The organism is Minwuia sp., assembly GCF_048007105.1.
In the GTDB taxonomy this organism is placed as follows: Bacteria; Pseudomonadota; Alphaproteobacteria; order Minwuiales; family Minwuiaceae; genus Minwuia.
On the sequence record NZ_CP180352.1, the window covers coordinates 1,574,518 to 1,586,179 of the forward strand.

The following is an 11,662-nucleotide window of genomic DNA, read 5'->3' on the forward strand; positions in this document are numbered from 1 at the left end:
GGATCCTCCAGCCTCAGTCCGCCGACAGTACCACACCCTCGCGGCGGGGGTCCGCACCGCCGCGCCATGTACCGTTCACGAATTCGATGCCATGCAGGCCGCTGTTCAGCGTCCTCGGCTTCACCTCGTGGCCCATGGCCTCGAGCGCGGACTGAAGGCCGGTGATGGCGGTGCCGTCCTCCAGATCGACCGGGCCGTTCCGGTCGGTGTGATGCGGCAGGTCGATGGCCGCCTGCACGGACAGGTTCCAGTCCAGCACACCGACCAGCGTCTTCGCCACATAGCCGATGATGCGGCTGCCGCCGGGGGAGCCGATGGCGAGCCGGAAGCCGCCACCGTCATCCAGCACGATGGTCGGCGACATGGAGCTGCGGGGCCGCTTGCCGGGCTCGACCCGGTTGGCAATCGCCGTGCCGTCCTCACCGGTGGGGCTGAAGGAGAAGTCGGTCAGCTGGTTGTTCAGAATGAAGCCCTTCACGAACAGCCGCGAGCCGAAGGCGTTCTCGACGGACGAGGTCATGGAAACGGCGTTGCCGTCCGCATCGACAATCGAGAAATGCGTCGTCGCGGGCTGAGCGAGGTCTGCACCGGGATCGAATTCGGCCTTCTTCCGGATCGCGCCGGGTTCGGCGTCGCCCGACGTGCGGGCCGGATCGATGCCGGCGGCGCGGTCCTTCAGATAGTCCGCGTCGAGCAGTTGCCGGACCGGCACGTCCACGAAATCGCTGTCGGCCAGGTAAAGACCACGGTCGGCGTAGGCCCGCTTCTCGGCTTCCGAGATCAGATGCACGGCCTTGGCCGTGCCGGGTCCTGCCGGGCCGACGGGCAGATGACGGAGCATGCCCAGGATCTGCGCCACCGTGACGCCGCCGGATGTCGGGGGCGGCATGCCGCACACCCTGTTCGCGCGGTAGTCGATGCAGACCGGTTCGCGCCGCTTCGCCTCGTAGCCCGCCAGATCGTCAAGCGTCAGCAGGCCGGGATTGCCTTCATGGTTCCGGACCGCCTCGACGATGGCTTCGGCGATGGGTCCCGTCTTCAGGGCGGCGGCGCCGTCGGTGGCGATGGCGGCGAAGGTCTCGGCGAGTTCCGGGTTCTTCAGCAGATGCCCGACCGGCCAGGGCCTGCCCTCATCGCCATAGAAATAGGGCCGGGCGGTCGGCGAGAGCTGCAGATACGTGTCGCGGGTGAGCAGGTAGTGGAGCCTCGGCGTCACTTCGAAGCCCTCCGCCGACAGCCGGTACGCGTCCTGGAACAGCGCCTTCCAGTCCAGCTTGCCATGATCCCTGTGCGCCAGTTCCAGCATGCTCAGGACACCCGGCGCACCGACCGCGCGACCGCCGACGACGGCCTCGAAGAACCCCAGCGGGGTGCCGTCCTCGCGCAGGAAGAGCTGTGGGGTCGCGGCGGCGGGGGCGGTCTCCCGTCCGTCATAGGCGTCCAACTGGCCGTCGGAGGCGCGCCAGTGCAGCATGAAGGCGCCGCCGCCGATCCCCGACGACTGGGGCTCGACCAGCGTGAGCACGGCCTGAACCGCAATCGCCGCATCCACCGCCGATCCGCCCCGTTTCAGGATGTTCATTCCGGCCTCGGCGGCCAGCGGATGGGCCGCCGCTACGATCGGTGGCCGGATCTCTGCAGCCGCAGGCAGCGCGAACAGCAGGCAAAGGGCGGTCAGTATGGCGCGCATGGTCTCACTCCGTCGGTGGCCTGTCCGAGGGTAGCGCGGCCCGCGCCGATGTCACCGTGCAAGCCTTGACCGCCTGACCGCCCGGTGGTTCAATCCGGCATGGAACAAAAAAAGAACATACTGTACGAAGGCCAAGGCTTCGACATGAGTTCGAGGGCCGCGCCCGGCCAGAGCCGGGGCCGTGGAGCGCGTTCCAATGCCTCGGGCCGCTTCGAGCGTGAGGCGCGGGTCTGGGTCGATGACGGCTGGGGCGGACCGGAGGAGTGGCAGGGCGATGCAACCGGTCAGCGGACGACCGAAACGCCTGACGCGACCCGCACAATCATCGCCCGCAACCAGTCGCCGGACATCTCCTTCGACCGCTCCATCAACCCCTATCGCGGCTGCGAGCACGGCTGCATCTACTGTTTCGCGCGCCCGACCCACGCCTTTCTCGGCCTCTCGCCCGGCATCGATTTCGAGACGAAGCTGCTCTACAAGCCCGAGGCCGCGGCGCTGCTGGAGAAGGAACTCCGGGCGAAGAGCTACGAGTGCCGGACGCTGGCCATCGGCACCAACACCGATCCCTACCAGCCGATCGAACGGCGAAGGCAGGTAACGCGGCAGGTGCTGGAGGTTCTCTCCCGTTTCAACCATCCGGTGGGCATCGTCACGAAGTCCGACCTGGTTGTCCGCGACATCGATATCCTGGCGCCGATGGCCGAGAAGGGGCTGACCAAGGTCGCCCTGTCGGTGACGACGCTGGACCGCAGGCTGGCCCGCTCGATGGAGCCGCGCGCGGCGACGCCGGAACGCCGGATCGAGGCGATCCGGAAGCTGACGGAGGCCGGTATCCGGACCGCGGTGATGACCGCGCCGCTGATCCCGTCGCTGAACGAACCGGAGATGGAGGCGATCCTGGAGCGCGCGCGCGAGGCCGGCGCCTCGGAGGCAGGATACATCCTCGTCCGCCTGCCGCTGGAGATATCGGGCCTGTTCCAGGAATGGCTGGAAACGGAAGCGCCGGACCGGGCCAGCCGCATCATGAAGCTGATCCGCGAGATGCGGGGCGGAAAGGACTATGACAGCCGCTGGGGCCAGCGGATGGCCGGCAAGGGCCCCTATGCCGAGATGATGGCGCGCCGGTTCCGCATCGCGGCGCGGCGGCTGGGCCTCAACGAGGAGAAGCGGCTGCTGGAGACGAAGCACTTCCGGGTGCCGCCCGCGCCGGGGGATCAGTTGAGTTTTCTCTAGCGGGCTCCATGAGCGCACCGCGATGACGGTCAGCCGGACGGGTCATGCCCGCCCTGCGCGGGCATCCGGTTTATCATGAGACCGGCGGCGAAGCCGCACCGGACCCCCGAGTGGCCCGCGGGGCCATCGGGGGTGACAGGAACAGGATCGGGCTCTTCGGGTACGGGCTTGTCGGCTTACCCCTTGGCGCGGAGCAGGCGCTCCTTCTGGCGCTGCCAGTCGCGATTCTTCTGGGTCTCGCGCTTGTCGTGCTGCTTCTTGCCCTTGGCGAGCCCGATCTGCAGCTTCACCAGCCCGCGGTCGTTGAAGTAGAGCTTCAGCGGGACGAGGGTCATGCCCTCCTTGTTGCGCGCGCCGGCGAGGCGCTCGATCTCGCGCCGCTTCAGCAGGATCTTCCGGCGCCGGGTCGGCTCGTGATTGTTGCGGTTGCCCTGCTTGTATTCCGCGATGTGGGAATTGATCAGCCACAACTCGTCGCCTTCGGGCGAAGCGTAGGACTCCGCGATATTGGCGCGGCCGTTGCGCAGGCTCTTCACTTCGGTCCCGGTGAGCACCAGGCCGCCTTCCAGCGTCTCCTCGATGAAGTAGTTGTGCCGGGCCTTGCGGTTCTCGGCGATGGTCTTGCCCACGATACGGCTCTTTCAGGTCATGCGTCCGCGCGCCTTCGGGTGCGGCGGCGGTTCCGTCCAGTCTGCAGATGTTCAGAGCCGGACGCCGGTTCAAGCCCGGCGTCCGGTCCGAAGCGATGCAGCTCTAGTTCAGCAGCCCGGCATGGCGCAGCGCGTCGTCCACCTGCGCCCTGGTCTCGTCCGTCACCGGCGCCAGCGGCAGGCGGGTATCCGGGTTCAGTCCAAGGACCTTGGAGGCGGCGTACTTCACCGGTCCCGGGCTCGGCTCCACGAACAGCGCAACATGAAGCGGCATCAGCCGGTCCTGGATCTCCAGCGCCTTGCCGAAATCGCCGGCCAGGCAGGCTTCCTGGAACTCCGAGCAGAGCTTCGGCGCGACATTGGCCGTCACCGAGATGCAGCCGCGGCCGCCATGCGCCATGTGCGCCAGCGCCGTGCCGTCCTCGCCCGACAGCTGAATGAAATCCTTGCCGCAGGTCATGCGCTGCATGGAGACACGCTCCAGCTTCGCGGTCGCATCCTTCACGCCGACGACGTTCTTCAGCTTGGAGAGCCGGCCCATCGTCTCCGGCGTCATGTCGATCACCGAGCGCGGCGGGATGTTGTAGATGAAGATCGGCAGTCCGACCTCGTTCAGCGCCTCGAAGTGACGGTACAACCCTTCCTGGTTGGGCTTGTTGTAGTAGGGCGTCACGATCAGGCAGGCATCCGCGCCGGCATCCTTGGCGTGCTGGGTCAGGTCCAGCGCCTCGGCGGTATTGTTGGACCCGGTGCCCGCGATCACCGGCACCCGGCCGACACCTCGATGCACAGGGCGACGACGCGCCGGTGCTCGGCATGAACTCATGGTCGGCGATTCACCGGTGGTGCCGCAGGGCACCAGACCGTGGCTGCCTTCGGTGATTTGCCATTCGACGAATTTCTTGAAACCGTCCTCATCCACGGAGCCGTTCTGGAACGGCGTGATCAGGGCGGGATTCGATCCCTTGATATCCATCTGCCTTCCTCCGTTGGATGGGGTATGATCGTCCGGCAAAGCGGACGCCCGCTTATACAGACCACCCGCCCAGCGCGGCAAGCCGCGACTTCAGACGTCGCGCGACGAATTGGACAGTTGGATCGACCCCGTGCCCAACCACGTCTGTGGACAGGAAGAGGAGGTACGATTGAAGTTCCCCCGACACGGCCGGACCGCCGCGCTGGTCACCTTGATGATCATGAGCGCTGCCGCAGCACCGGCGATCGCCACGCCGCAACCGCCTCACCCGAATCCGGCACGCATGACCGCGCCGGAGAACCGGATCCTGTCCGCGACCGATTTCGCCATCTACGAGCAGGCCTTCAGCCTGGCCGAGGCGGATAATTACGACTCCGCACTGGCGACCGCCGAAACCGCCACCGACAAGCGCCTTGTCCCGGTTCTGCAGTGGCTCAGGCTGCGGTCCGGGGATGTGATCGAAGCGCCGGCGGTCTTCGATCGTTTCCTGGCGCAACACCCGGACTTTCCGCAGCAGGGCCGGCTGCTGGACCGCCGCGAGGCCGGCGTGATCGAGCTTCTGGGCGACGCCGAAGCGCTCGTCTGGTTCGGCCGGAACCCGCCCCGGACCGGCGACGGCATGATCCACTATGCCATGCTGCTGAAGCAGCAGGGCCGATGGGACGACCTCAAGGAGCATGTCCGGACGGCCTGGCGCGAAGAGAGGCTTGGCGACGAATTCGAGAAGAAGGCCGCATCCGAACTGTCGCGGGTGCTGGCGCCCGCCGATCACTGGCGCCGGCTCGACCGGCTGGTCTGGGACGGCCAGCGGTCCGCGGCGCGGCGCATGAAACCCTTCGTCGGTCCGGACGCCTGGCTGCTGGCGGATGCGCGGCTGCAGCTGCATTTCAACGAGGGCGGCGCCGACCGGGCCTACCGGGCGTTGACCGACCGGATGCGGGCGGATCCAGGGGTGGTCTACGAGCGGGTGCGGTGGCACCGCCGCGGTGGCCGCGATGGCGAGGCCCAGGCGCTGCTGCTGCAGCACGGCGCGCTGGCCGGCGAAAACGAGAGCCTCTGGATCGAGCGCCGGATCCAGGTCCGGAACCTGATCGCGGATGGCGATCACCGGACCGCCTACCGGATTGCGCGCGACCATGGTGTCGCCTCGGGGGCGGCATTCGCACAGGCGGAGTTCGAAGCCGGCTGGCTGGCCCTACGTTTCCTTGGCGATCCCGTGGCCGCGCTGGGACATTTCCAGACGCTCCATGACGGGGTCGGGTACCCGATCAGCCTCTCGCGGGGCGCCTACTGGAGCGGCCGCGCCCTGGCCGCACAGGGCAATGCCGAGGAGGCGAAAGCCTGGTTCGAGCGGGCGGCCGAGCACGCCACCACCTTCTACGGTCAACTTGCCCTGCATGAACTGGGACAGGACCGGCTGCGGCTGCCCTCGGCCGGGACCGCGCCTGCGGCCCAGCAGAAGGTGTTCGATGAATTCGAAGCTGCCTGCGGTGATCCGGCTTCTGACCGAGACCGGTCAGCGCTACATCTCCCGCGTGTTCCTCGCCCACATGATCAATGGCTTCGAGGATCCTGGCATGCATGCCTTCGCGGCCGGTCTGGCCGGGCAGCTGGACGATGCCAACCAGAGCCTCATCGTCGGCAAGCTGGCGCTGCGTGACGGCTATCAGGCGATCGGGACCGCCTATCCCGTGGTCCGGGCCGCCGACGGCCAGGGGCGGGTCGCCTCAGCGATGGCCCACGCGATCACCCGCCAGGAAAGCGCCTTCAACCAGTATGCGATCAGCCGCGCCGGCGCGCGGGGTCTGATGCAACTGATGCCGGCCACGGCGGAAAGCGTCGCCGCCAGCGAGAACGTTGCCTATTCGCTGGGCCGTCTGACCCGCGATCCGGCCTACAACACGCGCCTGGGCGGCGCCTATCTGGCGCGTCAGATCGCCGACTTCGACGGGTATCTGCCGATGGCCGCTGCCGCCTACAACGCCGGGCCCGGGCGGATTTCGCAGTGGGTCGCTGCCAATGGCGAACCCCGCAACGGGTCGGTCGACCCGATCGACTGGATCGAACTCATCCCGTTCTCGGAAACCCGCAACTACGTCCAGCGCGTGCTGGAGGGGCTACAGGTTTACCGGATTCGTCTGGACGGGGCTGACGATGGGCCCTTGCTGATCGCACGCGACATCGGCCTGAAGGGCACCTATCTGTGCGGCGGCAGAAGCGGCAGGCCCTGCTGACGCGCGACCGGGCCGGGGTTCAGCCGTTCGCGGCCTGCATCGGAGCCGGCCCGCTGCCGATTTCGAGCAACATGTCGGCGGGGAAATTGAGCCGCGCCGTCGTGCCCTCGCCACGGCGGCTCTCGATCTCGATGGTTCCGCCATGTAGCCGCATCAGGTTTTCAGCGATGCTGAGTCCGAGACCGGTGCCGCCGCCGTCGGCCTGATATTCGTTCCGGTCCTGGTGGAAGGGCTGCATGATCTGGGACAGTTCGTCCTCGGAAATGCCGACGCCCTTGTCGGCGACGGTCAGCAGATACCGACCGTCGTCGGCCTGCCTGCCGGTCACGTGGATCGGCCCGCCCGGATGCGAGAACTTCACCGCGTTGGAGAGCAGGTTGAGCAGGACCTGCTTCAGCGCTTGGGCGTCGGCGCGCATGAAGACCGGTTCCTCGAAGTCGATCCCGAGGTCCAGTTTCTTCTCCGACAGCTGGAACTCGACCATCGGCACCACGGCGCGGACGATCGATTCCAGATCGACGCGCTCCAGATCCAGCTGGCGCTTGCCGGCCTCGATCTTCGAGAAGTCGAGAACGTCGTTGATGACCGCGAGCAGGTGCTTGCCGCTCTCGCCGATGTAGCGCGCATATTCCTCGTTCCGCTCTGGTGTCGAGCGGACCATGTGAATCATCTCGGCGAAACCGATGATGGCGTTGAGCGGAGTCCTGAGCTCGTGGCTCATGTTGGCCAGGAACATCGACTTTGAGCGGTTGGCCGCTTCGGCTTCCTCGGCCAGGTTCAGGGCGCGGTTGCGGGCCTCTGTCAGGCGCTGCTCGCGTTCCGAGATCGCACCGACCATGAATTCGAAGGCCTCGCCCATGTCCGCGATCTCGTCGTCGCCGCTGATCCTGGCGGTGCGGCGGTTGCCCTCGACGAAGTCGAACATCGCGCTTTTCAGCATCGAGAGGCGGTGCAGCACATTGCCCCTGAGATAGACGAACAGGCCGGCGATCAGCAGGAAACCGATGACGAGTGCGGTCAGCAGGATGGCCGTGCTCTGCTGCTCCAGTTGCGCGATCGCGGCGTTGCGGCGTTCCGCCTCCTGCTGGGCGTGGAAGAACAGTTCCCCGACCGCGCTGTCCAGCCGGCTCGACAGTCGCGCATTGTCGGCAAGCAGACCGCGCTGCCTGCGGTCCAGCGCCAGCATCCGGCGTTGCATGTCGAAGGCGACGGTGGCCTCTTCCGTGATCTGTTCGAACTTCAGATGCATCTGTTCCAGCCTGGGATGCATCTCCTGCAGCGCCGCCCGGCTGTGGTAGCGCTCGACCGCGCGGGCCACGTGGCGATTGAAGTCTTCGTAGAGACTGTCGATGCGCGGGCCGGACCGTGCCACGGGAAGCGCCAGGATCGAAGTCAGCGACCAGTCGGCCTCGATCATCCAGCCATAGGGGACGCCGCCGGGTATTTCGGTGCCGTCCTTTTCCAGCGACTGCAGGTCATTGTCGATGCGGACCACGTCCCGGATCAGCCGCTCAAAGGACTGCCCGATCCCGATCCGCTCCCGCACCGCATCGTTGAGCGCGTTGAGATTCCAGACCAGTTCGTGCCGCCGGCTCTGGACGGCCTGGATGAGTTCCCAGTCCTTCTCGCCAGCCACAACGTGCTGCTCGCGAAGTTGTTGCAGCGCCCGGTCGAGGACGGCGAGCCGGTCGGACAGCCGGCCCGAAATGGCGCGGCGGGCGAATTCGGACTTGGTCTGCGCCAGCGACGGCGCCGTGGACGCAATGGCGCTTGTGACGCTGCCCAGGCGGGAAATGGCGGCCAGACGAGGCAGCGATTCACGGGCGACGGCGTTGTAGTCGGTCTGCATGCGGTCGAAGGTGAACAGCGCAAGCACAATCGCGCCGGTCACCACCAGCGTGATGACGGCGAGCGCCGTGATCAGCTTCGACGATACAGACTTAAGTGCCATCCGGCCTCCAGTCCCCGCGGCAGTCTAGCGGATCGGCGGGGCGTAGTGCAGGCCCCCGTCCGTCCAGAGGGCGTTGAGCCCACGATCCAGCTTGAGCGGCGAGCCGGCGCCGACGTTCCTGTCGAAGATTTCGCCGTAGTTCCCGACCTGGCGGACGATGTTTGCGGCCCAATCGCCAGGCATGCCGAGGCCTTCGCCGATTTTGCCCTCCAGGCCGAAGAGGCGCCGGATCTCGGGTCGGTCGGTCGAGGCCAGGACGTCGTCGATGTTCCTTGACGTTACCCCCATCTCTTCGGCAGCAAATGTCGCTAGCACCGCCCAGCGCACCACGTCGAACCAGGCCTGGTCGCCCTTGCGAACTGCCGGACCGAGGGGTTCCTTGGAGACGATCTCGGGGAACAGCACGAAATTCTCCGGATTGGCGGTGCGGTTCCTCAACTGAGCAATAAGCGCCAACCGGTCGTATGTGATGATTTCGCATTCGCGCGCGAAGAAGGCTTCGTAGGTGCCGTCGATGGACTGGAACGCCAGGATCTCCAGTCCGGGATACTTGACCGCTGCCATCTCCTCGACGTTCTTCACGGTCGTCGTGCCCCCGCTGACACAGACCCGGGCCTTCTCGATTTCCGCGAGCGACATCGCGCCGAGCGATTTGTGCGCGAGGAAGCTCTGTCCGTCGTAATAGATCGTTCCGGTGAAGGCGATGCCGAGCGCCGAGTTGCGCGTGATGGTCCAGGTCGTATTCGCCATCAGCACGTCGAAGCCGTCCTCGTTCAGGGCGTCGAAGCGGATGATGTCGTTGACCTCGACGAATTCGATGGCGTCCGGATCGTTCAGAACGGCGGCCGCGACGACACGGCAGAAGTCGACGAACAGCCCGTTCCAGTGACCGTCCGCGCCGATCTCCGACAGGCCCGGGCCGCTGCGGGTGACACCGCAGCGCATGATGCCGTCGTCGATCACCCGTTGCAGGACCTCCCCGGCGCGGGGTGTATTCGCGGGCAGCACAATCAGAACGAGCAATAGTGCAATGGACAGGAGAATCGGTCCGCCCGTCCGGGCGGATCGGGGCCGCAGGCGCATCTCGGCAGCTCCCTGAACAGGTTCGAATGCGCTGCAATCCTGCGGCAATTGACGTTTAAGAATGGTTAACGGAACCTGACCGCCGCTTGAAAACCGCAGGCGACGCGGCATGTTGGGGCGGGTCTGGGACAGGGAGCGCGAATGCCATGCGGGACGAAGCGATCGAGGGGGTAAGGGGGTGTGTCTTTGACGCCTACGGAACTCTCTTCGACGTCAATGCGGCGGCGGCCCGATGCCAGGACCGACTTGGCGACAACTGGCAACCGCTCGCCGAACTGTGGCGCGCCAAACAGCTTCAATACACATGGTTGCGGTCCCTGATGAACCGGCATGCCGGGTTCTGGCAGGTGACGCAGGACGCGCTGGACTTTGCGCTGGCGACGCTGAAGATCGATGACGATGCGCTGCGCCGGGAACTGCTGGACCTCTATTTCCAGCTCGATGCCTACCCGGAAGTGAAGGAGACGCTGACGGTGCTGAAGGATGCCGGCCTGAAGACCGCGATCCTCTCGAACGGTTCGCCCGACATGCTGTCCGCCGCCGTCGGCAATGCCGGGATCGGAGATCTTCTGGACGCCGTCTATTCGGTCGAGAGCGTCGGCGTCTTCAAGCCGCATCCGAGCGTCTACAGGCTGGCTGTCGACGGTCTGGGTCTCGATGCGTCCGCCATGAGCTTCCAGTCCTCCAACGGGTGGGACGCCTTTGCGGCAAAGGACTACGGATTCAACGTCATCTGGGTGAACCGGTTCGGCCAGACGGAGGAGCGCATCCCGCAGCCACCCGACCGGCAGATCAAGGACCTCTCCGCCCTGCCGCCACTGGTCGGGGCCGGCTGAGATGCAGGTCACCATCGACGATATCTGGAAGGCGTCGGCGGCGCTGGACGGTCAGGCCGCGCTGACCCCGCTGCTGGAGAGTCCGCGTCTGAACGAACGGCTGGGCGGACGGCTTCTGGTGAAGGCGGAATGCCTGCAGAAGACCGGGTCCTTCAAGTTCCGGGGCGCTTACAACACTCTGACCGGCATGGACCCTGACATCCGGGCCAGGGGCATCCTCGCCTACTCGTCGGGCAATCACGCGCAGGGCGTGGCGCTGGCGGCGAAGATGTACGGCGTGCCGGCGACGATCATCATGCCCTCGGACGCGCCGGCGCTGAAGAAGCGGAACACGGCCGAGTACGGCGCCGACGTCGTGCTCTACGACCGCTTCGGCGAGAGCCGCGAGGCCATTGGCGAACGGCTGGTGGCGGAACAGGGGCTGACGCTGGTGAAGCCCTACGACCAGGTCAGCGTGATCGCCGGTCAGGGCACGGTCGGGCTCGAAATCGAGGAGCAGACAGCCGAACTCGCCGCCGAGCCCGATGTCGTCGTCTGCCCGGCCGGCGGCGGCGGCCTGATCAGCGGCGTTTCGATCGCACTAAAGGCAGCGTTCGACGACATCGATATCCACCCGGCGGAACCGGAAGGATTCGACGACTGGCGGCGGTCGCTGGAGGCCGGCGAACGGCGGACGGCGGACCCGGAGGCGCGCAGCATCTGCGACGCCATCCTGACCCCGACCCCGGGGGAGATCACCTTCGAGATCGGACGGCATCATCTGTCTCGCGGCCTCGTCGTCAGCGACCGGGAAGCGCTGGAGGCCATGCGGACGGCGTTTCTGGAGCTGAAGCTGGTGGCCGAACCGGGCGGTGTGACGGCGCTCGCCGCCATTCTGGCGGGCCGCATCGATATCGCCGGCAGGACGGCGGTCGCGATCGTGTCCGGCGGCAATGTCGATCCGGAGGTCTTTCGTCAGGCGCTCGACCTCTGAAGGCGTGACCGGCGCCGGTCGCCGCGATAGGCTTCT

Annotated in this window: 10 protein-coding genes; 5 read left to right on the forward strand and 5 right to left on the reverse strand. The window is 66.6% G+C overall.

Annotation, left to right across the window (positions count from 1 at the left end):
- Positions 1-13 precede the first annotated feature (13 nt).
- Complete coding sequence (gene ggt, locus ACMVY4_RS07560; RefSeq protein WP_416899556.1) at positions 14-1,690, reverse strand: gamma-glutamyltransferase; 1,677 nt, start codon at positions 1,688-1,690, stop codon at positions 14-16.
- A 144-nt stretch (positions 1,691-1,834) separates the two neighbouring features.
- On the opposite strand from ggt, the gene ACMVY4_RS07565 reads away from it, so the two are divergent.
- Positions 1,835-2,923 carry a PA0069 family radical SAM protein gene (locus ACMVY4_RS07565; protein WP_416899557.1) on the forward strand — a complete coding sequence of 363 codons (1,089 nt, stop codon included), beginning with the start codon at positions 1,835-1,837 and terminating at the stop codon, positions 2,921-2,923.
- Between the two features lie 176 nt (positions 2,924-3,099).
- On the opposite strand, the gene smpB is transcribed toward ACMVY4_RS07565, so the two are convergent.
- Together smpB and dapA are read right to left on the reverse strand one after the other, a co-directional pair.
- Positions 3,100-3,552, reverse strand: coding sequence for an SsrA-binding protein SmpB (gene smpB, locus ACMVY4_RS07570; RefSeq protein ID WP_416899558.1), 453 nt, complete (start codon positions 3,550-3,552; stop codon positions 3,100-3,102).
- A 124-nt stretch (positions 3,553-3,676) separates the two neighbouring features.
- Positions 3,677-4,549, reverse strand: a complete 873-nt coding sequence (gene dapA, locus ACMVY4_RS07575; RefSeq protein WP_416899559.1) for a 4-hydroxy-tetrahydrodipicolinate synthase — start codon at positions 4,547-4,549, stop codon at positions 3,677-3,679.
- A 169-nt stretch (positions 4,550-4,718) separates the two neighbouring features.
- Between dapA and ACMVY4_RS07580 the strand changes: the two genes are divergently transcribed.
- A complete protein-coding gene (locus tag ACMVY4_RS07580; protein WP_416899560.1) occupies positions 4,719-6,209 on the forward strand; it encodes a hypothetical protein in 1,491 nt (496 codons plus the stop codon).
- Entirely contained in the window at positions 6,127-6,783 is a 657-nt protein-coding gene (locus ACMVY4_RS07585) for a lytic transglycosylase domain-containing protein (protein WP_416899561.1), read from the forward strand. The genes ACMVY4_RS07580 and ACMVY4_RS07585 overlap by 83 nt, the downstream gene beginning before the upstream one ends.
- Before the next feature lie 19 nt (positions 6,784-6,802).
- On the opposite strand, the gene ACMVY4_RS07590 is transcribed toward ACMVY4_RS07585, so the two are convergent.
- Positions 6,803-8,734: an ATP-binding protein gene (locus ACMVY4_RS07590; protein WP_416899562.1), complete on the reverse strand. Its 1,932-nt coding sequence runs from the start codon at positions 8,732-8,734 to the stop codon at positions 6,803-6,805.
- 24 nt (positions 8,735-8,758) lie between these two features.
- Positions 8,759-9,928, reverse strand: coding sequence for an amino acid ABC transporter substrate-binding protein (locus ACMVY4_RS07595; RefSeq protein ID WP_416899563.1), 1,170 nt, complete (start codon positions 9,926-9,928; stop codon positions 8,759-8,761).
- 35 nt (positions 9,929-9,963) lie between these two features.
- Here ACMVY4_RS07595 and ACMVY4_RS07600 point away from each other — a divergent pair, with 35 nt between their 5' ends.
- Both ACMVY4_RS07600 and ACMVY4_RS07605 read left to right on the forward strand, forming a co-directional pair.
- Positions 9,964-10,653 (forward strand): haloacid dehalogenase type II, encoded by a 690-nt coding sequence (locus ACMVY4_RS07600; RefSeq protein ID WP_416899564.1) that lies wholly within the window; start codon positions 9,964-9,966, stop codon positions 10,651-10,653.
- A gap of 1 nt (position 10,654) precedes the next feature.
- A complete protein-coding gene (locus tag ACMVY4_RS07605) occupies positions 10,655-11,626 on the forward strand; it encodes a threonine ammonia-lyase (protein ID WP_416899565.1) in 972 nt (323 codons plus the stop codon).
- Positions 11,627-11,662: the final 36 nt, after the last annotated feature.

Bases quoted from the DNA above. Each gene is read 5' to 3' on its own strand.
- ACMVY4_RS07565 (WP_416899557.1), top strand. From the start codon at position 1,835: ATGAGTTCGAGGGCCGCGCCCGGCCAGAGCCGGGGCCGTGGAGCGCGT.
- ggt (WP_416899556.1), bottom strand. From the start codon at position 1,690: ATGCGCGCCATACTGACCGCCCTTTGCCTGCTGTTCGCGCTGCCTGCG.
- ACMVY4_RS07585 (WP_416899561.1), top strand. From the start codon at position 6,127: ATGCATGCCTTCGCGGCCGGTCTGGCCGGGCAGCTGGACGATGCCAAC.
- ACMVY4_RS07590 (WP_416899562.1), bottom strand. From the start codon at position 8,734: ATGGCACTTAAGTCTGTATCGTCGAAGCTGATCACGGCGCTCGCCGTC.
- dapA (WP_416899559.1), bottom strand. From the start codon at position 4,549: ATGGATATCAAGGGATCGAATCCCGCCCTGATCACGCCGTTCCAGAAC.
- ACMVY4_RS07600 (WP_416899564.1), top strand. From the start codon at position 9,964: ATGCGGGACGAAGCGATCGAGGGGGTAAGGGGGTGTGTCTTTGACGCC.
- ACMVY4_RS07595 (WP_416899563.1), bottom strand. From the start codon at position 9,928: ATGCCGCGTCGCCTGCGGTTTTCAAGCGGCGGTCAGGTTCCGTTAACC.
- ACMVY4_RS07605 (WP_416899565.1), top strand. From the start codon at position 10,655: ATGCAGGTCACCATCGACGATATCTGGAAGGCGTCGGCGGCGCTGGAC.